Here is a 23805-nt window from a genome sequence, read left to right on the forward strand (position 1 = left end):
CAAACTGGATCGTCACCCTCGGGCTTGACCCGAGGGCTCTTCACTTGGCCAATGTCAGCAAGTGCAACGCCCTCGGGTCGAGCCTGAGGGTGACGAGCGGTGGGCCTGGCGAAATGGCGGGACACTGAACCATGACCCGCCACCTCTCCCGCCTGCGCCTCACCGCCTTCCGAAACTATGCGGCTGCGGCGCTTGATCTAGACCAGCGCCATGTCGTTCTCACCGGCCCCAATGGCGCCGGCAAGACCAATTTGCTCGAAGCCATTTCCGTACTCTCACCCGGCCGTGGTCTGCGCGGGGCGAGCTTTGAGACATTGCAGGCGCATGGCAGCGATACCGGCTGGGCCGTCGCCGCCACCATCGAGACTGATGATGGCCCCGCCGATATCGGTACCGGCTCATCGCCCGATGGCGGCCGCCGCGTCCGCATCAATGGCGCCAATGCCCGCTCCATCGAGGCCATGAGTGACTACCTGCGCGTATTGTGGCTGACCCCGGCAATGGATGGCCTCTTCTCCGGCCCGGCCGGTGATCGCCGTCGCTTTCTCGACCGGTTGGTGACCACGCTCATTCCCAGCCATTCGGCTTCGGTCGGCGACTATGAAAAGGCCATGCGGCAGCGCAATCGACTGCTCGAGGACAATGGCGATGCCGCCTGGCTTTCGGCCATCGAGACGCAAATGGCCGAACTGGGCGCCTCGATCCATCTCGCACGCACCGATAGCCTCACCCATTTGCAGGCGCTGATCGAGCAGAGCCTCGACGATGAGAGTTTTCCCGCCGCCCATCTGGCGTTGACACCGCTCTTCGAGCATGGCGCCGAGCCGCACTCTTCGGCGGCGCTCGAAACCGCGCTGATCGAGGCCTGGCGGGGCTCGCGCGGGGTTGATCGGGCGGCCGGACGCACCATATCAGGACCACACCGCGTCGATCTCGAAGTGACCTATGCCCAAAAGGGCATGCCGGCTGCCTTGGGTTCGACCGGCGAACAGAAGGCCCTCCTCATCGGCCTCATCCTCGCCCATGCGCGGCTGGTCAAACTGCGGACATCAATCACGCCCTTCCTCCTGCTCGACGAAATTGCCGCCCATCTCGATCCGGACCGCCGCCGGGCGCTGTTTTCGGCCCTCGACGGACTGGGTACGCAATGCTTCCTCACTGGTACCGACAGGCTTCTGTTTGAGGCGCTGGGCGAGCGGGCGCAGGCCGTTACGGTGCGCGAGGGGCGGATGTCCAAGGACTAAAGGCACATTGATCCAACCCACCCACAATCGCTTCCCGCGGACTTGATCCGCGGGTCACGCTCAACCCGGCGCAATTGGCAAGAGACCCCCGGATCAAGTCCGGGAAAAGCACGGTGGGAGGGGTGATGGCGAAGACCGCGCGCCGCCCGGCACGGAGGGACCTGCAATCCCCCGCAAACACCCTTCAAACGGCCATTTTGCTTGGGCTTATACCCCCGTTCCGATAGAACAAAACTTACTCTGAAACGACTGATTCGGACCCCATGACCGATAGTGAAAATCCCCTTCCCGAAGAATACGGCGCCGACAGCATCAAGGTGCTCAAGGGCCTCGATGCCGTGCGCAAGCGCCCCGGCATGTATATCGGCGATACGGATGACGGCTCGGGCCTGCATCATATGGTCTATGAAGTCGTCGATAACGCCATCGACGAAGCGTTGGCCGGCCATGCCGATCTGGTCACGGTGACGCTCAATGCCGATGGCTCGGTGACGGTCATCGACAATGGTCGCGGCATCCCGACCGGCATTCACAAGGAAGAGGGTATCTCGGCCGCCGAGGTCATCATGACCCAGCTTCATGCCGGCGGTAAGTTCGACCAGAACTCCTACAAGGTTTCCGGTGGCCTGCATGGCGTGGGCGTTTCGGTGGTGAACGCGCTCAGCCAGTGGCTCAAGCTCAAGATCCGCCGCGACGGCGGCGTGTTCGAGATGAGCTTCACCCATGGCGATTCCGATGCGCCGCTCAAGCAGACCGGAACCTATGTCGAGGACAAGCAGCCCGGCACCTATGACGGTCGGAGCGGCTCGGAGATCACCTTCTTCCCCTCGGCCGAAACCTTCACGATGGTGGAGTTCGATTTCAAGACGCTGGAGCATCGCCTGCGCGAGCTGGCTTTCCTCAATTCAGGCGTCCGCATTCTGCTCCACGACCTGCGACACCCCGAGCCAGTGACCACCGAGCTGTTCTACGAAGGCGGTCTCGAGGCTTTCGTGCAATATCTCGACAAGTCCAAGTCCGCCGTGGTCGACCGGCCCATCACCATGATCAGCGAGAAGGACGGCATCACCGTCGAAGTGGCGCTGCAGTGGAATGACAGCTACCACGAAAACGTCCTCTGCTTCACCAACAACATCCCGCAGCGCGATGGCGGCACGCACCTTGCGGGCCTGCGCGGCGCGCTGACGCGCCAGGTTGTCGGCTATGCCGAAAGCTCGGGTATCGCCAAGCGCGAAAAGGTCACCATGACCGGTGACGATACGCGTGAGGGCCTGACCTGCGTGCTCTCGGTCAAGGTGCCAGACCCCAAGTTCAGTTCACAGACCAAGGACAAGCTGGTTTCGTCCGAAGTTCGCCCTGTGGTCGAGAACATCGTCAACGACAAGCTCGGCCAGTGGTTCGAAGAGCATCCCAACGAGGCCAAGATCATCGTCGGCAAGGTCGCTGAAGCCGCCGCTGCCCGCGAAGCCGCCCGCAAGGCGCGCGAGCTGACCCGCCGCAAGGGTGCCCTCGAAATCTCCTCGCTCCCCGGCAAGCTCGCCGATTGCCAGGAACGCGATCCCGCCAAGTCGGAAATCTTCATCGTCGAGGGTGACTCGGCGGGTGGCTCCGCCAAGCAGGGCCGCGACCGCTCCAATCAGGCCGTGCTGCCACTCCGTGGCAAGATCCTCAACGTCGAGCGCGCGCGCTTCGACCGCATGATCTCGTCCGAACAGGTCGGCACGCTGATCACCGCGCTCGGCACCGGCATCGGCCGCGAAGAGTTCAACGCCGATAAGCTGCGCTACCACAAGATCATCATCATGACTGACGCCGACGTGGACGGCGCCCACATCCGCACCCTGCTGCTGACCTTCTTCTACCGGCAGACGCCGGAGCTGATCGAGCGCGGCCACATCTACATCGCCCAGCCGCCACTCTACAAAGCCATGCGCGGCAAGTCCGAGCAGTATCTCAAGGACGAGCGGGCGCTGGAAGATTATCTGCTCGATTCCGGTCTCGATGAAGCCGTGTTCAAGACCCGCGACGGTGTCGAACATGCCGGCTCCGACCTGCTCTCCATCCTGCAGCAGGCCCGCGACATCGTCCACGCCATCGAAAATCTTAACACCCGCTACAACAGGAGCCTTGTCGAACAGGCTGCTATTGTCGGCGGTCTCGATCCCGAAGCCATGGCTGACCCGGCCCGTATCGGCGAGGTGATGAGCCGCGTTGCCAACCGGCTCGATCGGATTTCCGACGAGCTAGAACGCGGCTGGACCGGCGCCATTACCGACGAGGAAGGGCTCGCCTTCTCGCGCACCGTGCGCGGCGTGGCCGAGACCCATCAGATCGACAAGGCCCTGCTGCAAAGCGCCGACGCGCGCAAGCTGCGGCAATTGGCCGAACGTTTGGACGAGATCTATGGCGGCGTACCGACGCTGACGCGCAAGGGCGAGAGCCAGCCGATCTTCGGACCCGCCTCACTGTTCAAGACCGTCACCGATGCTGGCCGCAAGGGCGTGTCGCTGCAGCGCTACAAGGGTCTGGGCGAGATGAACGCTTCCCAGCTCTGGGAAACCACGCTCGACCCCAATGCCCGCACCCTGCTCAAGGTCGAGATCGACCAGATCGACGAGGCCGACCAGATTTTCACCTCGCTGATGGGTGACCTGGTCGAACCCCGCCGCGACTTCATCCAGGAAAACGCGCTGAGCGTCAGCAATCTGGACGTCTAGCGGCTCATCTATCGGAACCACTCACGGTCCCGCACATTTCGTCGAGCTGCTCAAGCCGAGGTATTGCTGTGCGGGACTACGCGATCGTGGAAGCGCCATCGACGTTGGGCCTGTCCGGGTCCGGCGTCGAGCAATTGAGCGGGCGGCTGCTCGAGCATGGCCTGGCTGAGCGGATCGGCGCCCGCTGGCAGGGGCGGTCCTCCCGTCCGTGCCCTCCGGCCGCGATCCGCAGACCGGCATTCTCAACGTCAGCGAAATAGCAGCCTACGGTCCGCAACTGGCCAACGTCGCCGAGGCGGTGTTGGACGCGGGCGAATTTCCCATTCTGCTGGGCGGTGACTGCACGATCCTGCTAGGGTCGACGCTGGCATTGCGCCGGCGTGGGCGCTATGGCCTGCTTTTTCTCGATGGCAATGCCGACTAAACCCGTTTGCCCGGTCGTCGCCTTGCCGGGCTTCTGGCAGAGACGCTGGTTGCCGCGCGGACTGGCTCGTAGGGTAACGTTCACCCAACTGAACACTGCGTTGCCCAGAACGGGATTGGTTGCGGCGCGGTCTCGGCATAGCTAAGCGGTAAAGGCATCGCGTTTCCGCCGCTGCCAATCGGGTAAGCAATATGAAAAAGATCGGTTTTCTGTCCTTCGGCCATTGGACGCCGTCGCCGCAGTCCCAGACGCGGACAGCAGGCGACGCCTTGCTGCAGTCCATCGATCTGGCCGTCGCCGCCGAGGAATTGGGCGCCGACGGCGCCTATTTCCGCGTGCACCATTTTGCCCGCCAACTAGCCTCGCCGTTTCCGCTGCTGGCAGCGATCGGCGCGAAAACCAGCAAGCTCGAGATCGGCACCGCCGTCATCGACATGCGCTACGAGAACCCGCTCTACATGGCCGAGGATGCCGGCGCGGCCGATCTGATATCTGGTGGCCGCCTGCAATTGGGCATCAGCCGCGGCTCGCCCGAGCAGGTCATCGATGGCTATCGCTATTTCGGCTATGCGCCGGAGGACGGCAAAACCGATGCCGACATGGCGCGCAGCCAGACCGAAGTACTGCTCGAAGTGCTCAAGGGCAATGGTTTTGCCCAGCCCAATCCGCGCCCGATGTTCCCCAACCCTCCCGGCATGCTGCGGCTGGAACCGCATTCCGAAGGCCTGCGCGAGCGCATCTGGTGGGGTGCGGCGACCGATGCCACGGCGGTCTGGGCGGCCAGGCTCGGCATGAACCTGCAAAGCTCGACCCTCAAATTCGACGAGAGCGGCAAGCCCTTCCACATCCAGCAGGCCGAGCAGATCCGCGCCTACCGCGCTGCCTGGAAAGACGCTGGGCATGCCCGTGAACCACGCGTGTCGGTCAGCCGCTCGATCTTCGCCCTGGTCAACGATATGGACCGCGCCTATTTCGGCGGCGGTGGTCGGGAAGAGGATAGCTTTGGCTATATCGAGCCCGAAAAGCGCGCCGTATTCGGGCGCGGCTATGCCGCCGAGCCGGAACAATTGATCAAAGAATTGGCGGCCGACGAGGCGATTGCCGAGGCCGATACCCTGCTACTCACCGTGCCCAACCAGCTTGGCGTCGCCTACAATGCCCATGTGATCGAGGCAATTTTGACTCAGGTGGCGCCGGCATTGGGTTGGCGCTGAGGCCGGCCGGGCCACTTCGATAGCTCCAACCCACAATCGCTCCCCGCGGACTTGATCCGCGGGTCTCTCCTCGCCTGTGCCGTGTTGAGGGTGTCCCGTGGATCAAGTCCACGGGAAGCGCCGGTGGGTGCGGTGGGGCAGCAACCTCGTGGCGAACGCACCGCGAGGTCACGAGGCCCTAGTCCGGCAACCGATACGCCGAACCCCCGCAGCCGCTGGCCTGCCAATAGGCATCGACCGACGTGAACCGTCCATGGGAGGCCTGTTCCACCGCCGCGGCAAAGGCCATGGCCTGGCACTCGTCCGAGCCTGCGACCACATGCACCATTTCGTGCAGGATGGTCAGCTCGCGCAGCGCATCGGTGCCGCTGTCGAAGAATTCCGGGCAGAGCACCAGTGTGGCGACGCCGTTTTCGGGCGGAATGCGGACGAAGGCGGCAAACCGGCTACACGAGCCGGTCGCCGTGGCGCGGATCTGCAGCTCGACCGTCACGCTCCCGCCCCAGACGGCGGAATCGAACTGCAGGAAGCTCATGGCGTCGCGATAGGCGCCGGTATCGACCCCGAAGGCGCTGGCGCCAAGCTTGGGAAATGCCTGCTCGAACGTGGCGAGTGCGGCCACGAAGGCTCGGTCAAGCACCGCGCGGTCATCCGCCATGGCGGGCAGCGTCGGGCACCAGGTCATTGCTGCCACTAGGCAGGGCCCAATCACCCGTGCATATCGTAAGCTGTTCATGAGCCCCACATAAACCGGCCATGATCACCAGGACAATGCTGGCTCCGTTGAATTGTGCTTGAGGGGATCGTCATGAAATTTGTTTCTGCCGCGATGGCACTGGTGGCCTTCGCTTTGCCTGCTCCCGCGCAGGACGATGCGGGCGTTCCAATGCTCCGCGTCTATATCGACACGCCCTATTTCTATGAGCTTATCGTCCGGCAGAACAACTTTGACGATCCTGGTGCGCAGAGCTTCGAACTCGTCGTCGAGGGCAAGGAAGTCGGCACCTCCGAGATCGTCATCGATTGCATCACCGGAGAATATTCCGAGACCGTCACCAGCGACTGGACCGGCAATGCGGCCGATTTCGTCCCCGCTGCGATAAAGGCCTACGAGAACCTTTACTGCTAGGCGAGCCCTCGCGCTGTGACACCCTGGCAACAGGCCGGTTGAACTCGTCAAACCCCACATAAACCGGCCACAATTGCCCCGGACAAGGGTCTCATGGCCGCGTGGCAAGCGCCCCGAAAGGGATGACGCGTCACGAGACGGTCAGGATTGGCCTTAACCTACTGCTAACCTCTTGTTTCCCATTGGCGTGGAACGGGGTAGAAGCGGCAAAAGGCTTTCTCTCAGGGTTCGCTTGATGGATTTTCGCATTTCCGCCGATGACCGTGTTGGCGCCCAGCCCAATAAGGGCGGTAAGCCGCAGGCGACCGCCCGGGGTAAGGGCGGCCAGCGTGTCGAGCCCTCCATGGGCCACTCGGTCGGCGTCTTCGTCGATGACGAGCGGTCCGGCGGCGCGCCGCCCAGCGGTCCCAAGGGCAAGGCACCCAAGCCGCCGCGCCGCGGCAAGGCCAAGCCCGTCGCCAAGAAGAAGCGTTCGCGCAGCGGCGGCTTTCTCATGGGCATCCTGTGGTGGGGCTTTGTCGCCTGCCTCTGGGGCGGCATCGCCGTTATCGGCATCATCGTCTATTACGGTGCGCAATTGCCCTCGTCCAACACCTGGGCCATTCCCGATCGTCCGCCCAATATCCGCATTCTGGCGGCCGATGGCAGTCTGATCTCCAATCGCGGCGCCACCGGCGGCGAGGCCGTCACCTATCGCGAACTGCCCTATTATGTGCCCGCCGCGATCATCGCCAGCGAAGACCGCCGCTTCATGAACCATTTCGGCGTCGATCCGATCGGCCTGGTCTCGGTGGCCATCGAATCGGTGCAGGCGGGCGACGTGACCCGCGGCGCTTCCACCATCACCCAGCAGGTGGCCAAGAACCTCTTCCTGACACCGGACCAGACCCTGGGCCGCAAGGTGCAGGAAGCCATTCTGGCGGTGTGGCTCGAACAGAACTACACCAAGGAAGAAATCCTCGAACTCTATATGAACCGCGTCTATTTCGGCGCCGGCGCAACCGGTATCGAGGCCGCGGCGCAGACCTATTTCGGCGTCTCGGCGCGCAACCTGTCGCTGGGCCAGGCCGCCATGCTGGCCGGCATCCTGCCGGCGCCATCCGCCTACAATCCCAAGTCCAATCCCGAACGCGCCATCGAGCGCCAGCGCCTGTCGCTCAACGCCATGGCGCGCGACGGTTACATTACCTCAGAGGAAGCCGCAGCCGCACAAATCGACCCCAGCCAGAGCGTGCGCACCCGCGTCGCCGGCTCGGAAGACTATGTCGCCGACTGGGTGGAATCGCTGATGACCGCCTATATCGGCGACATCAAGAGCGACGTGGTGGTGCAGACCACCATCGACTGGAAGATGCAGAAGGACGCCGAGTTCATCGTCAAGGAACTGGTGGCCTCCGAAGGCCCCAAACGCAACTTCAACCAGGGCGCTCTCGTCGCCATGGATGTCGACGGCACCATCCGTGCCATGGTCGGCGGCGTTGATTACCAGGCCAGCCAATATAACCGCGCCGTCACCGCCAAGCGTCAGCCCGGCTCGGCCTTCAAGCCCTTCGTCTATATGGCGGCCATGGAGAAGGGCTATACGCCCGATACTTTAGCGGAAGACGCGCAGTTCGACTACAACGGCTGGAGCCCGCGCAATGCCTCGCGCAAATATGCTGGCACCGTGACCCTGCGCCAGGGCCTGGCCTATTCGCTCAATACGATTTCGGCACGCCTCGCCATCGACGTCACCCCCGAAGCGGTGGTGGATGTGGCAACGCGCATGGGCATTTCCTCCCCGCTGACTGCCGTTCCATCGATCGCCCTGGGCACGCAGGAAGTGAACCTGCTCGAGCTGACCAGCGCCTATGCCCCCTTCGCCAATGGCGGCATGGGCGTCATCCCCAACGTCATCACCTCGATCAAGTCCAAGGAAGGCGACGTGCTCTACGAAGCCTCCAATGCCGGCCCGGGCCGGGTGGTTGACCCCAATGTGCTCGCCGAGATGAACGACATGCTGACCACGGCGGTGGAAGTGGGCACCGGCAAGGGCGCCAATCTCGACGGCTGGCCGATCGCCGGCAAGACCGGCACCACCAACGATTCCAAGGACGCCCTGTTCGTCGGCTATACGGCCCGCATGGTCACCGGCGTCTGGCTGGGCAATGACGATGCCACCAAGACTTCGCTGTCGGGCGGTAACGTGCCGGCCGCCATCTGGTCCCAGTTCATGACCAAGGCCCATGCCGGCAAGGAGATCGCCCAGATCCCCGGCGGCAGCTATGAGGGTCAGCTCGTGGCCCAGCAGGTCATCGACCCGGCCACCGGTCAGGTGGCGATCGATCCGGCAACGGGTCAGCCGATGACGCAATATGTCGATGCCGGCACTGGTCAGCCGGTGCAGACATCAGTCGATCCGGCCACCGGCCAGCTCATGCGCCTTGACCCGGCGACCGGCCAGTTCGTTGCCGCCACGGCGGCACCTGCTGCTAACCAGCCGATCCAGACCGGCCAGATGGTCGACCCCAATACCGGGCTGCCGGCGAACGGCGCCATCTATGATGCCAATGGCGTGCAGATCGACCCGGCGACCGGCTTCCCGATCAACAATGGTGGTGGCGGTGGCATGCTTGTCGACGCCAACGGGGTGCAGATCGATCCCGCCACCGGCCTGCCCGTCGGGCAGGTGGTCGGCGGCAACCAGGTGATCCAGCCAGGCCAGGCCATCGACCCGGTCACCGGCTTCCCGCTGCAGGCGCAGAGCAATGGCGTCGGCCAGGCGCCGATCGATCCGAGCACCGGCCAGCCCATGGTTCTGGTGGTCGATCCGGCCACCGGCCAGCAGGTCTGGGTGCCCAGCACTCCGGCCCAGATGCAGCCGCCGGCCAATCTCGGCCAACCCGTTCCGATCGACAATCCCAATAGCCAGCGCACGCTGATGGACCTGATCTTCGGCGGCGAGCAGAACTAGGCTTCGCCGCCGAAACCAGCAATCTGCGTCATCACCCGGCTTGTCCGGGTGATCCATCTTTGCGGCGCCATGGATTGCCCGGACCAGCCGGGTGATGACGGGTGCCGGGGACTTAGGAAAGCCGGCTGGAGCTCACCCGCCATGCGCCATCAATTGCCGGCCATGCGCCTTGAGCCAGGCGCGGCCGCGTTCCATGTCGGGCAGGGTGCGCTTGACCGTGGCCCAGAACGCCGCCGAATGGTTCATCTCGACCAGATGCGCCACTTCATGGGCCGCGACATAGTCGAGCACGAAGGGCGGCGCCAGCACCAGCCGCCAGTTGTAATTGATATTGCCCGATGACGAGCACGAACCCCAGCGGCTCGCCTGGCTGCGCATCTTGACCGACTTGACCGTCACCCCCAGCCGCGCCGCATGAACAGCCGTGCGGGCCGCGAGGTCAGCCTGCGCCTCCTCCTTGAGCCAGTCGGTCAGCCGGCGCGCCTGATGCTGGGGATCGCCCGGCACCAGCAGCACCGCCTCGCCACCGTCGTCGGCCACTTCTACGCGTCCGCGCAGCTTACCCGTGCCGATGATGCGATGATCGACCCCGCGTAGCGGCACCACCCCGCCATCGGCGAAACGGGTAGCCTCCGGCGCCCGCTTGAGCCGCGCTGCTAGCCAGTTGTGATGCCGGTGCAGGAATGCCTCAGCTTCGGCCCATTTGCCATGCGGCGGCAAGCTCAGTAGCGGCCCGCCGCTATGGGGGATCGACAGCCGATAGCTCCGCGCCCGCGCATTGACCCGTACGGTCACGATCACCGGCGCGCCGTCGATCTCGATCGTGGTGCTGGCCGGAATTTTGGCTTTGGCGCGGAAGAACAGGTTCATGGGGTCTCGGGAATCGCGGGGACGATTGTAGCGGGAATTTGCGGCGATGACTCCTCCCCACCGTGTCATTCCGGCGAAGGCCGGAATCCATCTCGAGATGACTGGGCACCCGCGAACGCGGAGAGACCTCAGGACGATCCCCGCCCTCGCCGGGATGACATCGTCGATGTGAAACAAAAAAGCGCCCCTTGCGGGGGCGCCAGTTCAGTCGTTGGGAACGACCGGCTTCAGGAGGGAGACGCTTGGCGGCGCGTAGCGCGCCCCGTGTCAGAGTGGCCAGGGCTTAGCCGTTATTGTTGCCCCAGCCGTTGTTGTTCTGGTCGCCATTGTCCGGCTTGGGCTCGGTATAGCCCTGGCGCGAACCGCGGCGTTCATTCATGAAGCGATCGAATTCTTCCCGATCCTTGGCCTTGTTGAGGTTGGCCATGTATTCGTGGAAGGCGTCGATCTCGGCGTCGAGGCGAGCGCGTTCTTCGTCGAGGCGCTTGAGCTGTTCGGCGCGGTAGTCGTCAAAGGCTGCATTGCCACTCGAGCTCATGCCGTAACTCCGGTTGTTATGCCAGCCGCGGTGCTGCGGCTTGTTGGACGTGCACCAGGCCTTGCCCTTGTTGAAATAGGCTTGCGCCTTTTCGGGCGAGCCGCCGAATTTTTCGCCCCAGATGATGTAGGCGAGCATGGCGAGGCCCAGGGGCCAGAACAGGATAAAGCCCAGAACCATGAGGGCTATGGTCAGTGGCGACCATTGAGGTTTGATGATTGCTGTGGTCATTTCGGTTTCATTCTCCCAGTCACGATGAGCAATACGTGGCCCACGCTGGGGTGGGATCAATGCTGTGCCTATGGTTTTTTGGCCTTGAAATGAAACGTCGTGATCCCCATAGCGTCGCCCGAATCCGTCCTTGGAAAGCCATTGCATGACCATGATTCAGGCCGATGGCCTGCCTTTGCCCTCCACCTGGCGGCCCTTGCGTCAGCAAACCCTGGTCCTGTTGCGCTGGCTGGCTGTCGCTGGACAGACCATCGGCGTGCTGTTCGTGCAATTCGGCCTCGGCTTTCCACTGCCCCTGGTCGAGTGCTTCGCGCTCATCGCGCTGTCGGCGGCGCTCAATATCTGGCTGGTGGTCCGTTTCGGCGTCGGCCATCGGCCGTCATCACTGTTCGCAGCCTGTCAGGTGGCATTTGATCTCTGCCAGCTCGGGGGCCTCCTGGCGTTGACCGGAGGTTTGCAGAATCCGTTCTCGCTGCTGCTGCTGGCGCCGGTTTCGGTCTCGGCGACGACGCTGCCGCAGCGCGCCACCTTCTTTATCGCGCTTCTGGCCGCCATCATCGCCTCGGCCCTGGCGGTCTGGCACCTGCCGCTGCCCTGGGACCCCAGCGAACGGCTGGTGTTCAACCGCATCTATGTCATCGGCATCTGGGTTTCGATCGTCTGCGGCGTGGTCTTCATCTCCGCCTATACCAATCGCGTGGCCCATGACGCCCGCCAGATCGCCGATGCACTGGCCGCCACAGAGCTGGCGCTGTCGCGCAAGGAGCAGCTTTCTGCCCTCGATGGCCTCGCCGCCGCTGCCGCCCACGAATTGGGAACGCCGCTCTCGACCATTGCTCTGGCCGCCAAGGAAATGCGCAGTGAGGTCGAGCCGGCCAGCGATCTGGCCGACGATGTGGAGCTGATCATCGAGCAGGCAGCGCGTTGCCGCGCCATCCTGGCCAAGCTGCGCAATCTCGGTAGCGATGGCGGCGACCCCTTCGCCGCGGTGCCGTTGACGGACCTGCTGGCCGAAGTCGCCCGTCCGCATGAAGGGCGCGGCAAGGCCATCCTGTTCTATTACGAACGCGCTGCCGGCGAGGCGCCGGTGTTTCAGCGCAGCGTCGGCCTGCTCTATGGCCTGGGCAATCTTATCGAAAACGCCTCCGACTTTGCCCGCAGCTCGGTGCGTATCGAGGCCGCCTGGGATCGCGAGGCCATCTCGGTCTCGATCACCGATGACGGCCCCGGCTTCGCCCCCGAACTGATCGCGCGGCTGGGCGAGCCCTATCTCACCAGCCGCCCGCGCGATCCCCAGGGTCCCGACGCTAACAAGCCCGGCGGCCTGGGCCTGGGTGTGTTCATCGCCAAGACCCTGCTCGAACGCACCGGTGCGCGCCTGGCCTTCGAGAACATCGCCAGCGACGGCCATGCCCGCGTGCGCATCGTCTGGCCGAGGAGTGCCGTGGAGGCTAACGCTTAACCGGCCTGCGACAGCGACACATTTTGACCTTTCTTCGGCAAACCCTTAAATGAAACCCATGAGTACAATCGAAGAACTTCTGGCCACCGACCCCAGCCTGCTCCTCGTTGACGACGATGTGGCGTTTCTGCAGCGCCTTGAGCGCGCCATGGCGCGGCGCGGTTTCGATGTTCGCATCGCCGGCTCGGTCGCCGATGGCCTCGCCGCCGTCGCCGAAAAGCCCCCCGCCTATGCGGTGGTCGATCTACGGCTGGAAGACGGCAATGGTCTTGAAGTCGTCTCGGCGCTGCACACCAAGCGCCCCGATGCGCGCGCCGTGGTGCTGACCGGCTACGGCAATATCGCCACCGCCGTCACCGCTGTGAAGTTGGGCGCCATCGACTATCTCAGCAAACCCGCCGACGCCGACGACGTCATCAATGCCCTGCTCGCCACCGGCGAGGACAAGCCCGAGCCGCCGGAAAACCCGATGTCGGCCGATCGCGTGCGCTGGGAACACATCCAGCGGGTGTACGAACTCTGTGACCGCAACGTCTCCGAGACGGCGCGGCGCCTGAACATGCACCGCCGGACGCTCCAGCGCATCCTGGCCAAGCGCGCGCCGCGCTAGGCGCGATATCCGTCCTTCACGGATCGTCACCCTCGAGCTTGACCCGAGGGCACTACGCTTTGTCATCGTTCCGCCAGTACAGAGCCCTCGGGTCAAGCCCGAAGGTGACGTGCGGTGGCGTGACGAAATCGTTGGTGCGATTGCCTTGTCGTGCCCAACCCCACTCGGCAATGACACAGTGTTGGCTTAGTCTCCGACCAACACTGCAAAAAACCTTGGGAGCATCGCATGACCGTCACCCTTCATTTCCACGGCGCGGCGGGTACGGTGACCGGCTCCTGCTATCGCGTGGTGCATCCGGGCGGGCAATTCCTCGTAGATTGCGGCCTGTTCCAGGGTAATAAGTCTGTTCGCGACCTCAATCTCAAGCCGACCCCGTTCGATCCCAAAGCGATCGACTTTCTGCTGCTCACCCACGCCCACATCGATCACGCGGGCCTCTTGCCCAAGCTCTATCGCGAAGGTTGGCGCGGGCCGATGTGGATGACCGAGCCGACCTCGGGCCTGCTCGAATACCTGCTGCCCGACAGCGCCGGTATCCAGGAAAGCGAGGCCGAGCGCGAAACCAAGAAGCATAGCCGCCGGGGCGACGAGCCGGCCAAACCGCTCTACACCATGGAAGACGCCAACGAGGCGCTGGCGCATCGCAACACCTGCCAGTATGGCGAGTGGATCACCCCAGGCCGCGGCGTGCGCGCCCGCTACTGGAATGCCGGCCACATCATCGGCTCGGCGTCGATCGAGGTCGAAGTTGAGGATGGCAATGGCAAGCCGATCCGCCTGATGTTCTCGGGCGATATCGGCCCTGATGAGAAGGTGTTCTACAACGAACCCGAGGGGCCTGCCGGGTTCGACTACATTCTCTCCGAATCCACCTATGGCGGCCGCGAGCGCGAGGATTACACGCTCGTGCAGCGTCGCGCCGCGCTCAAGGAAGAGATCAACGCCGCCATGGCGCGCGGCGGTAATCTCGTCATCCCCGCCTTCGCCGTCGAGCGCAGCCAAGAGCTGCTGCACGACATCGGCTACCTGATCAAATCAGGCGAGATCGACCCCAAGCTGGTCTTCCTCGATAGCCCGCTGGCCAGCAAGGTCACCGGCGTCTATCGCAAATATTCCAAGATGTTCGAGGACGTCGAGCTCGGCGCCGACGAGCTCTTCAACGATCCACGCTTCCGCATCATCGAAGCGGTGGAAGATTCCAAGGCCATCAACACAATCCGTGGTGGTGCTATCATCATGTCGGCTTCCGGCATGGCCGATGCCGGGCGCATCAAGCACCATCTGCGCAACAACCTGATCCGCGCCAATGCCACCGTGCTCTTCGTCGGATACCAGGCGCCGGGCACTTTGGGTCATGTGATCCTGAGCGGCGCCAAGGAAGCGCGCATCCATGGCACGCTGGTGCCCATCCGCGCCACCATCCGCTCCATGGGGAATTACTCGGCCCATGCCGATCATTCCGAGCTGATGGAATGGATCAAGGAGCGTCTGCCGGCCCACGGCGCCATCTTCCTCACCCATGGCGAGGACGAAGAGCGCACCGCTCTGCGCAGCGCGATTATGGGCCTCGGCATCGGTGGCGATCAGGTTATCCTGCCGCTGCTCGACGACTATTTCGAACTGACCACATCAGGCATCGGCGCCAAGGTTCAGACCGCTACGCCGCGCATAGACCCGGTGCAGGTGCATGCCGACTGGCACAATGCCTTCTCCGACTTCACCATCCGCCTCAGCCAGCGCCTGCAATCGGGGACGGATGCCGAAAAGCTGGCGGTGATGCGGGCACTGCAGAACGAGCTGTCCGCCTTGGGAGCGCCGGCCTCCCCGCCAAAGGTCGCGACGCCGATCACGCCGGTGGAGAGCCAGGCGTTCGACGAGTAGGACGCTCGCTCCCAACCTCCCCCATCAGTGGGGAGGTGCCGCTCCACTCGAGGGCACGATCGAGCCAAATTCGCCGAACGGTACCTCCCCCTTGATGGGGGAGGCTAGGAGGGGGTGGAGTCGCAAACTGAGGGCGTTGGTTGACCTAAGCCCGCTTCACCAAGCGCCCCGCCATCGCCCAGGTCAGCACCAGCAACGGAATCAGCATGGCAAACGCCATGCGAATGCCAAAGCCTTGGGCCACCGCGCCGATTAGGCCCGGCGCGCCGAGATTGACGAGCTGGAAGATCAGCGTCGTCGCCGCCACGTTCTGCGAGGCCGGGCGGTCCCCGATCCGCGCCGCGGCCGAAACCGTCAGCGGATAGAGCACGCAGATGCCCAGGCCAACAAGGCCGAAGCCGGCAAGCGCTAGGCCGGCATTGGGCGCCAGCACCACCAGCACCATGCCCGATATGGCGATGCTCGCCAGCACGCGCGCGCTCCGTACCGGTCCGAACCGGTCGATCCAGCGATCGGCGGCCAGCCGGCCCACGGCCATGGTGGCGAGCAGCGCCGGCAAGGCCATGGATTCGATCCAGGCGGCAACCTCGAAGCTGTCGCGCAGATAGATGATCGACCAGGCGCGTGCCGCCCCCTCGGTCAGGGCCGCTCCCAGCCCAAAGGCCACCAGCCTCATCGTCGCCAGCGTCGGCAGGGCGAACCGGCGCTTGCCATTGCCGGCATGCTCGCGGGCGGGCGTCACCTGCATCGGCACGACGATCACCAGCACGAGGCCGATGACCAGCGGCGCCAGCAGCCACAGATGGATGGCGGGCGACACGCCGAACCCGCGCAAAGCCGCTCCCACCAGCGAGGTCAGGAGGAACCCGACGCTCCAGGCGCCGTGGCAGGTATTCATTACGCGCGAACCGGTGACGGCCTCGACCCGATCCGCCTCGACATTGATAGCCACATTGGTCAGCGAGAAGCAGACGCCGTTGAGCGCCATCAGCGCGAACATCACCGCCCCGTTGGGGGCGATGGTGATCATGGCCGCGCCGATGGTCACCACCGGCATCAGCCAGAGGATGACGCGCCGCGGCCCAAACCGCTCGATGATCTGGCTTGAAAACAGGAAGCTGCCCAGCCCGCCGATCGGCTGGCCCATCAGCACCAGGCCAAGCTGCGCCTCGCTCAACCCCAGCATCAACTGCAGATCGGGAACACGGGTATGCACCGCGCCCAGGGCGACGGCATGCACGAAGAACAGCGCGATGATGCGCCAGCGCAGGGTGCTGAAGTTCACTTGGGGCCGGGGTCCATCAAAATGTGGATGCGGTCGGCGCCAAGCCTTGCGAGCTTGAGCATCAGCGCCTTGCGCCGCGCCGGAGCCATCGGCGTATCCGGACTATCGCGCAGGATGTGGCCGTCATGCCCGTCGGCCACGATCAAGCCCTCGCTTTCAGGGAAGATCGCCGCATCGAGTTCCGGGGGCTTGGCGAAGAAGAAGCGGTCGGAAAATTCGCGATATTCGTGCCACTTCCGGTCGACCTGAAAATCGATCAGACTCGACTTGATCTCGACGATCCAGATCTCGCCCTTGGGCCCCACGCCCAGCACATCGGCGCGCCGCCCGCTGCGCAAGGTCACCTCGGCATAGCAGGCCATGTCATAGGTCTCGCGCAGCAGTCGCATCACCCCGCGCTGCACGCGCAAAGCGGTAGCCGATTGGCGCAGATCGACAATGGGCGGCAGATCAGCCATGGCGCGTCGCAAGCTCCGGGCTGATCCGCGCCGGCAACGCCCGGATCACCAGCAGCGCCGCGACCAGTACGGGGACCACGACCCAATAGGAGGTGCGGATGCCGAACTGCTCAGCAACAAAGCCGAGCAGGGGTGGTGCGAGGAAAAAGACGACGAAGGACATCTGACCGAGCGCCGCAACATTGACCGCCGCGGGGCGGTCGGTGCGCTGCGCTGCCGCCGAAACCGCAAGCGGATAGACGGCGCTGCAGCCAATGCCGGTCAGCGCGAAACCGACCAGCGCCACATATTCATGCGGCGCCAGGGCGACGAGCACGAGGCCGGCAATCGCAATCAGCAACAGCGTGCCCGCCACGATACGCGGCGACAGGCGGTCGACGACGCCATCCATGCTCAGCCGGGCAATCGCCATGAACAGCGAGAAAATGGTGACGCTGAGGCCGCCGATAAACGGCTCGACGCTGAACACGTCCCGCATATAGATAGCCGACCAGTCGATCCCCGCGCCTTCGGCCAGCAATGGCGCCGCGCCGATAAGGCAGAGGGCAGCCAGTCCCATGGTCGGAAAGGCGATGCGCGGCGTTTCCCCAGCATGGGAATTGGGTCGCAGAGGCGCATTCTCGATGCCGCGGAAAACAACGAGGCCGGCAATCACCACCACGACCAGAGCGACTGCCAGATGGATCTGGACCGGCGCGCCCAGCTGACGAACGCTGGCGCTGATCAGCGCAGTCACAAAGAACCCCAGGCTCCACATGCCGTGCGTGCGGCTCATAATGCCGTAGCCGAGTTGTGCTTCAAGCCTGTCGGCTTCCAGATTGACGATGATTTCCACCGCCCCCGCGCAAATGCCGGCGAGGAACAGCAGGGGCACCACGAAAAGCGCCGACGGCATGAGTGGCACAAGCGCGTAGAGCGCCGACGCAGCGAATATGGTGACGAATATCCCGGTCCGTGCCGGATAGCGCGCAATCATTGGGCCCGAAAAGGTAAGGCCAACCAGCGCCCCGCAGGACATGGCAATCAGCGTCAGCCCAAGCTGTCCTTCGGTCAGCTCGAACTGGCGTTGCAGATCAGGCAGGCGCGACAACATCGCGCCCATCGACAGCGCGAAAATGAAGAACACCCCGAAGATCCGGTGATGCGGACGCATGACGTTTCCTGCTGATCTTTCGGGAGCCCGACGGGCTCCATGCCGCACGTTCTGACGCGCGCGCGTCAGAACGTGTCAGTACATGATTCTGGCCGTCGGCTCAGCCGTGCGGTGGTACCGGTTCGGGCGGCAGGCCATGCGGGTCCTCGACCTTGCGATTGCCCAAGGCATAGCTTGATGCCCAGAACCCGGCCAGCAGCAGCGGCAGGCAGATGAGGTACGAGTTGCGGATGCCCAGATATTCGGCGACGAAGCCGAGCAGCGGCGGCGCTAGGAAGAATACGACGAAGCTCACCTGGCCGAGTGCGGCGACATTGACCGCCGCCGGCCGGTCGGTGCGCTGAGCCGCGGCCGACACCGCCAGCGGATAAACCGCCGAACAGCCAATGCCCATCAGCGCAAAGCCGGCCAGCGCGATCTCCGGCATGGGCGCGTAGCCCACCATGAGAACGCCGACACCGGCGAGGCTGAGCAGCACCATGGCCACGTTGCGTGGCCCGAAACGGGCGACGATCGGATCGGCCGTCAGCCGCATCACCGCCATGAAGAAGGCAAACAGCGTCAGCCCCATGCCGCCAACGAACGGCTCGGCCGAAAACACGTCGCGCATATAGATGGCCGACCAGTCGATGCCGGCACCTTCCACGAGGAAGGCGGCAAAGCCGATAATGCAGAGTGGCAGCAGGCCCAGATGCGGGAAGGCGATGCGATGGGTGTTCTCGGCATGGGTGCGCTGCGGCGCCGGAGCCGGCACAATGCCCCAGCTCATGAAGCCACCGACCACCACCACGATACCAGCCATCAGCCCCAGATGCGCCTCGACCGACAGGCCCGATTGCCGGATCGCCGCGCCCAGCAGCGCCGTCACGAAAAAACCGACGCTCCAGAAGCCGTGCGCCCGGTTCATGAACCGCTTGCCGGTATGCATTTCCAGCCGATCGATCTCGACATTGAGGTTGATCTCAAGCGCTCCGGACAAAAGCCCGGTGACGAACAACAGGCCGAAAACGGCAGGCGCCACGCCCATCCAGGGGATCAGTGCGAACAGCAGTGCCGGCCCGAGAACCGTGACGAAGGCCGTACTCCGCACGCCCACCCGCTCGATTACCGCCGCCCCGAAGGTCAGCGAGATCAGCGATCCGATCGACATGCCGATCATGGTGAGGCCGAGCTGACTCTCCGTAACCCCAAGATGGGTCTGGATATCGGGCAGCCGCGACATCAGCGCGCCGGTGGTCAGCGCGAACAGGAAGAAGCAGGCATAGAGCCGGTATTGCGGTGCGATAATGCTCATTCGGCCAGCGCCTGCCTGGCCCGGCGGTGTGTTCCCACGGCATCGGCCAGGAACAGGCCGAGAATCACCAGCGGAATGCCGATGCCGAAGGCCCAGCGAATGCCGAAATGCTCGGCCACATAGCCCAGCAGCGGCGGTCCGAGCAGGAAGGCGACGAACGAAATCTGCGCCAGCGCGGCGACGTTGAGCGCCGCAGGCCGGTCAGTGCGTTGCGCCGCTGCCGACATGGCCAACGGGAACAGCGCGCTGGTGCCGACGCCGATCATGGCAAAGCCGACATAGGCTAGCCACCACAACGGCGTGAAGAACACCAGCGCCGCACCCAGGCCGGAAACGGCGAGCAGGCCGCGCGCCACCACGGCCGGGCTCCAGCGATCGACGAAGCTATCGGCGAAAAACCGCGTCACCGCCTGTGCGCCGGCACCCAAAGCCACGGCAAAACCTGCCCAGAACGGGGCGGCGCCGAATTCGTCGCGCATATAGATGGCCGACCAGTCGATCCCGGCGCCTTCGAGGATCATGGCCGAAAGGCAGACCCCCACCAGCACCATGATGGCACCGGTCGGGCGCGCGAAGCGTGGCGCATCGTCGGTGCTGCCGCCGCTGCGGTGCTCAGCCGGCTCGAAGCGGCCCAGCAGGATGAAGGATACCAGGGTCACGACCGGGATCATGATGGCCAGGTGCATTTGCGGCGACAGACCCGTCTGGGCGACGAACGAGCCGACCATGCCGGCCGAGAAAAACCCAAAGCTCCAGAAGGCATGCGCGCGGTTCATGATGCGCCGCCCGATGGCGTGCTCGACGCGATCGGCCTCCAGGTTGATGATGATTTCGATAGCGCCGATGGTGATGCCGACCGGCACCAGCAGCAGGAAGAACATCACCGGCCCTTGGGCCCAGACCGAAATGGCGTAGAACACCGACAGCAGCGGAATGGCGGTCAGCAGCGTGCGGCGATAGCCGATCCGCTCGATGATCGGGCCGGCAAAAGTCAGAGAGATCAGCGTGCCGAAGGCGGCGCCGATCAGCGCCAGGCCGAGCGCGCCCTCACCGACGCCCATGGCCTGCTGGATGGCCGGAATACGCGGGTAGAGGCTGCCCATGCAGAACGAATAAATGAAAAAGGCCCCGAAGATTCTGATCTGAGGGGGCAGGTCGAGGCCGAACTTCATCGCAGTGACTCGCAAAATCAACGGCGCGAAACTATGCGAAATCCGGATGCCGCGAAAGGCAGGCCGGAAACGATTTCTGGAGTTTATTGCAACGTTGCAATACGGTCACAGCGAAGGTGTATAAGCACCGCGCCTACGCAGGGCACCACCTCTCCCTTTGGGGGAGAGGTCGGCGGCGAAGCCGACGGGTGAGGGGGCCTTTACAGGGTGCGATGCACGGATACGTCCCCTCACCCGACCCAAGAGGGTCGACCTCCCCCCCCAAGGGAGAGGTGAAGAGCTTACAAAAACGCGCTTTCGGCCGGCTGCATGTAGAGGTCGTCGCGCATCACATTGACGCCGGTGAGGAGGTTGCGCACGATTTCGAGCCGGCGGAACTGACCGCCATGCCGGGTCTCCGCCGCCCGGTTCGGCCCGGTCACCCGGTCGCGGCGGTCGGGGCCGAAATAGCCCGGTGTTTCGTAATAGGTGAGCGTGTGCCCGACCTGCCGGCTGATCCGGCCCATCACCCGGGCGCGGGTGAACGGCATGGTGATGATGTCGTCGAACCCCATATTGATGCAGCGCGTGATCGCGTCCACCGATGGGCTTTCGGAAAAATAGATCAGCGGCGAAAAGCGGATGCGCCGGCTGGATGAAAACCGGATCGTGTCGGCCACGCCGCGCAGCGTGTTCACATCCTCAACCGCTGCGAACAGGAAGAAGCAGATCGGGGTCTGGTTGGCCTGGCTTTCGGCCTGCACCGCGCCGGCATAGGGATGCACGGCGCCGAAATCGAGGCGCCTCGCCAGGTCCGTCAATGCCGCGCCCGGCCCGTCCACTGGCCCGACCACGAAGGCTGTGGCTTTCATCGCCCCGCCGACCTCATGCTTCCCGCCGCGCATGCTAAGGCCGGAATGCTAAAGCGGCGCTAACGCCCCGACCTCGTCGAATTGCGTAGGCGCTCAGTAGTTTGGCGTTTCACCACGAAACAAAGCCGCGTGCTCGCGCATCAGCGCCGCGATGCGGTCGCTGACTTGCCGCACCGATGGTTCGTGCCGCTCCTCGTGATGGCTGACCAGCCATTGATCGGTTTCGAGTTCGGCGATCGGCGGCGCCACCCGCACAAGCCGCTTGTCGCTGTCGCCCACAAAACACGGAAAGACCGACAGACCCGCACCATTGACCACCAGCTCGCGCACGCTCATCGCATCGTTGCCGCGCACCGCGATCCGGTCGCCATGCCGCGCCTGTATCCAGCGGGCCGAATGGGTCTGCCCGCCTTCCCCTGCGACGCCGACGAAATAGCCGGCCTTGATGCCGTTGATGAGATTCAGCCCCGAATAGATCGCATAGGCCACGGTGCCGATCAGTCGCCCGGCCAGCCACTGCTCGGTGGGCCGCTGGTTGCGGATGCCCAGATCGGCATTGCGCCGGCCGATATCGACCTTCTGATTGGCCGTCACCAGCTCCAGCCCGAACCGGTCCTCGACGGTCCAGATCTGCCCGATATGCCCAGCGACGAAGGCCGAAGTCCACGATCCCGCCGAGAGGCGCACCACGCGCTGGCCCGCTGTGCCTTCCTTCCAGCGCTTGAGCGCGGTCATCGCCGCCTCGACATCCTCGGCGCGCGCCAGCAGGTCCTCGCCCGCCTGGGTCAGGCGATAGCCGCTTTGGCTGCGATGGAACAGCGGCTCGCCGACCTGCTTTTCCAGCGCCGTCACCCGCCGACCCAAAGTGGCCGCGCTCACCCCCGTGGTTTCGGTGGCGGCGCTCAATCCGCCCAGCCGCGCCACGTCCAAAAACAGTCGCAGGTCGTCCCAACCAAAATCCATTTTTCATTTCTGCAAAGGGCCTTGCGATCGCGACTATAGCGAAGACTCGGCGAAAGGTGCAAGTAATGTCACAGCGCCCCAGGACGGCGCTGAGACGCCAAGCCACATACCGCCAGTTTTGCAATGTCGAAATGTTTGTTTCGTCAGCGCTGGCGCTTGGCCTCAAATCCAAGGAGACCGACCCATGTTTGAGCCCCTCACCCGCAAATTCAGGGACTGGCGCAAGCTCCGCGCCGCCGTACGGCAACTGCGTCATTTCGATGATCGCCTGCTGACCGATATCGGCACGCGTCGCTCCGATATCGAATGTTTCGTCGCCAGCGACGCCTGCAATTAGGAGGTTATGATGAGCTTCAACATACGTCGCACCATCGGCCGCTCCGGCATCAAGGCCAGTGCTGTCGGCCTCGGTTGCTGGGCCATTGGCGGCCCCTTCCTCTTCGACGGCAAGAACGATGGCTGGGGTGATGTCGACGATGCCCAGTCCACCCGAGCCATCGAGCTGGCGCTCGATTTGGGCGGCACCCTGTTCGACAGCGCCGACGCCTATGGCACCGGCCATAGCGAAACCGTGCTCGGCCAGGCCCTGGCCGGACGGCGTGCCGAGGCGGTGATCGCCACCAAGTTCGGCTTCACCTATGACGAGAAGGCCAAGACGCTGCTCGCCCCCGATGTCAGCCCCGCCTATATCGACTGGGCCTGCGCGCAATCGCTGCGGCGGCTGCGTACCGACTATATCGACCTCTACCAGATCCATGTCGGCGACCTCGACGACGATGCCGCCGACGCGGCCGGCGAAGCGCTCGAGCGGCTGGCCGAACAAGGCCGCATCCGCGCCTGGGGCTGGAGCACCGATGATGCGGCCAAGGCCGCCCGCATGCTCAAGTTCCCGCATTTCGCCGCCATCCAGCAGGAGCTCAACGTGTTCAGCGATGGCCCCGACGTGCTCGATCTCTGCGCCTGCGAAAACCTCGCCAGCCTCAATCGCTCGCCCCTGGCCATGGGCATGCTGACCGGCAAGTTCACCCAGGCCTCGCGCTTGGCCGGTAGCGACGTGCGTGCTGCCGGTCATGCCTGGGTGCGGCATTTCAAAGACGGCCGGCCGCGCCCGGAATTTCTCGCTCGCGTCGAAGCCATCCGCGATCTGCTGACCACGGGCGGGCGCACACCGGCGCAAGGCGCCCTCGGCTGGATCCTGGCCCGCTCACCGCACACCCTGCCGATCCCCGGCTTCAAGTCCGAAGCCCAGGTCCGCGAAAACCTCTACGCCATCGAGCTCGGCCCGCTGCCACCCGCTGTCATGGCCGAGATCGAAACTGTCCTTTCCCCTACCGAACCAGCCTAGGAAGACCA

Annotated in this window: 21 protein-coding genes; 11 read left to right on the plus strand and 10 right to left on the minus strand. The window is 64.3% G+C overall.

Going from position 1 to position 23805, the window contains the following annotated elements:
* Window positions 1-131 precede the first annotated feature (131 nt).
* From recF to MF606_RS00560, 4 genes are all read left to right on the plus strand, one after another.
* Window positions 132-1244 (plus strand): DNA replication/repair protein RecF, encoded by a 1113-nt coding sequence (recF, locus tag MF606_RS00545; RefSeq protein WP_240231481.1) that lies wholly within the window; start codon window positions 132-134, stop codon window positions 1242-1244.
* A gap of 263 nt (window positions 1245-1507) precedes the next feature.
* Window positions 1508-3961: a DNA topoisomerase (ATP-hydrolyzing) subunit B gene (gyrB, locus tag MF606_RS00550; protein ID WP_240231482.1), complete on the plus strand. Its 2454-nt coding sequence runs from the start codon at window positions 1508-1510 to the stop codon at window positions 3959-3961.
* Window positions 3962-4169: 208 nt separating this feature from the next.
* Window positions 4170-4385, plus strand: coding sequence for an arginase family protein (locus tag MF606_RS21690; protein WP_240231483.1), 216 nt, complete (start codon window positions 4170-4172; stop codon window positions 4383-4385).
* Between the two features lie 191 nt (window positions 4386-4576).
* A complete protein-coding gene (locus MF606_RS00560; RefSeq protein ID WP_240231484.1) occupies window positions 4577-5599 on the plus strand; it encodes an LLM class flavin-dependent oxidoreductase in 1023 nt (340 codons plus the stop codon).
* 178 nt (window positions 5600-5777) lie between these two features.
* Here MF606_RS00560 and MF606_RS00565 read toward each other — a convergent pair whose 3' ends face one another.
* Complete coding sequence (locus MF606_RS00565; RefSeq protein WP_240231485.1) at window positions 5778-6284, minus strand: hypothetical protein; 507 nt, start codon at window positions 6282-6284, stop codon at window positions 5778-5780.
* Between the two features lie 123 nt (window positions 6285-6407).
* Here MF606_RS00565 and MF606_RS00570 point away from each other — a divergent pair, with 123 nt between their 5' ends.
* Window positions 6408-6728: a hypothetical protein gene (locus MF606_RS00570; RefSeq protein WP_240231486.1), complete on the plus strand. Its 321-nt coding sequence runs from the start codon at window positions 6408-6410 to the stop codon at window positions 6726-6728.
* 235 nt (window positions 6729-6963) lie between these two features.
* Window positions 6964-9681: a PBP1A family penicillin-binding protein gene (locus MF606_RS00575; protein ID WP_240231487.1), complete on the plus strand. Its 2718-nt coding sequence runs from the start codon at window positions 6964-6966 to the stop codon at window positions 9679-9681.
* Between the two features lie 132 nt (window positions 9682-9813).
* Here the strand turns inward: MF606_RS00575 and MF606_RS00580 are convergent, their stop codons facing one another.
* Together MF606_RS00580 and MF606_RS00585 are read right to left on the minus strand one after the other, a co-directional pair.
* Window positions 9814-10551: a M48 family metallopeptidase gene (locus MF606_RS00580; protein WP_240231489.1), complete on the minus strand. Its 738-nt coding sequence runs from the start codon at window positions 10549-10551 to the stop codon at window positions 9814-9816.
* A 283-nt stretch (window positions 10552-10834) separates the two neighbouring features.
* Window positions 10835-11320, minus strand: coding sequence for a DUF2852 domain-containing protein (locus MF606_RS00585; protein WP_240231490.1), 486 nt, complete (start codon window positions 11318-11320; stop codon window positions 10835-10837).
* Between the two features lie 145 nt (window positions 11321-11465).
* Between MF606_RS00585 and MF606_RS00590 the strand changes: the two genes are divergently transcribed.
* The 3 genes from MF606_RS00590 to MF606_RS00600 all read left to right on the plus strand — a co-directional run bounded on the left by MF606_RS00590 (window position 11466) and on the right by MF606_RS00600 (window position 15276).
* Complete coding sequence (locus tag MF606_RS00590) at window positions 11466-12782, plus strand: ActS/PrrB/RegB family redox-sensitive histidine kinase (protein ID WP_240231491.1); 1317 nt, start codon at window positions 11466-11468, stop codon at window positions 12780-12782.
* Between the two features lie 58 nt (window positions 12783-12840).
* On the plus strand, window positions 12841-13392 hold the full coding sequence (locus MF606_RS00595) for an ActR/PrrA/RegA family redox response regulator transcription factor (protein WP_240231492.1): 552 nt from the start codon (window positions 12841-12843) through the stop codon (window positions 13390-13392).
* A 228-nt stretch (window positions 13393-13620) separates the two neighbouring features.
* Window positions 13621-15276 (plus strand): MBL fold metallo-hydrolase RNA specificity domain-containing protein, encoded by a 1656-nt coding sequence (locus MF606_RS00600; RefSeq protein WP_240231493.1) that lies wholly within the window; start codon window positions 13621-13623, stop codon window positions 15274-15276.
* A 145-nt stretch (window positions 15277-15421) separates the two neighbouring features.
* On the opposite strand, the gene MF606_RS00605 is transcribed toward MF606_RS00600, so the two are convergent.
* From MF606_RS00605 to MF606_RS00635, 7 genes are all read right to left on the minus strand, one after another.
* On the minus strand, window positions 15422-16561 hold the full coding sequence (locus tag MF606_RS00605; protein ID WP_240231494.1) for an MFS transporter: 1140 nt from the start codon (window positions 16559-16561) through the stop codon (window positions 15422-15424).
* Window positions 16558-17019, minus strand: coding sequence for an MmcB family DNA repair protein (locus tag MF606_RS00610; RefSeq protein ID WP_240231495.1), 462 nt, complete (start codon window positions 17017-17019; stop codon window positions 16558-16560). The genes MF606_RS00605 and MF606_RS00610 overlap by 4 nt, the downstream gene beginning before the upstream one ends.
* Window positions 17012-18172, minus strand: coding sequence for an MFS transporter (locus MF606_RS00615; RefSeq protein WP_240231497.1), 1161 nt, complete (start codon window positions 18170-18172; stop codon window positions 17012-17014). The genes MF606_RS00610 and MF606_RS00615 overlap by 8 nt, the downstream gene beginning before the upstream one ends.
* A gap of 100 nt (window positions 18173-18272) precedes the next feature.
* Window positions 18273-19466, minus strand: a complete 1194-nt coding sequence (locus MF606_RS00620; protein WP_240231498.1) for an MFS transporter — start codon at window positions 19464-19466, stop codon at window positions 18273-18275.
* Window positions 19463-20638: an MFS transporter gene (locus MF606_RS00625; protein ID WP_240231499.1), complete on the minus strand. Its 1176-nt coding sequence runs from the start codon at window positions 20636-20638 to the stop codon at window positions 19463-19465. Before MF606_RS00625 ends, MF606_RS00620 begins: the two co-directional genes overlap by 4 nt.
* Before the next feature lie 281 nt (window positions 20639-20919).
* Window positions 20920-21489, minus strand: coding sequence for a response regulator (locus MF606_RS00630; protein WP_240231500.1), 570 nt, complete (start codon window positions 21487-21489; stop codon window positions 20920-20922).
* A 93-nt stretch (window positions 21490-21582) separates the two neighbouring features.
* Window positions 21583-22452, minus strand: coding sequence for a LysR family transcriptional regulator (locus tag MF606_RS00635; protein ID WP_240231501.1), 870 nt, complete (start codon window positions 22450-22452; stop codon window positions 21583-21585).
* A gap of 184 nt (window positions 22453-22636) precedes the next feature.
* Between MF606_RS00635 and MF606_RS00640 the strand changes: the two genes are divergently transcribed.
* Together MF606_RS00640 and MF606_RS00645 are read left to right on the plus strand one after the other, a co-directional pair.
* Window positions 22637-22789 carry a DUF1127 domain-containing protein gene (locus tag MF606_RS00640; RefSeq protein WP_240231502.1) on the plus strand — a complete coding sequence of 51 codons (153 nt, stop codon included), beginning with the start codon at window positions 22637-22639 and terminating at the stop codon, window positions 22787-22789.
* 9 nt (window positions 22790-22798) lie between these two features.
* Window positions 22799-23797: an aldo/keto reductase gene (locus MF606_RS00645; RefSeq protein ID WP_420842231.1), complete on the plus strand. Its 999-nt coding sequence runs from the start codon at window positions 22799-22801 to the stop codon at window positions 23795-23797.
* Window positions 23798-23805 lie beyond the last annotated feature (8 nt).

This window comes from Devosia lacusdianchii, assembly GCF_022429625.1.
GTDB lineage: Bacteria > Pseudomonadota > Alphaproteobacteria > Rhizobiales > Devosiaceae > Devosia > Devosia lacusdianchii.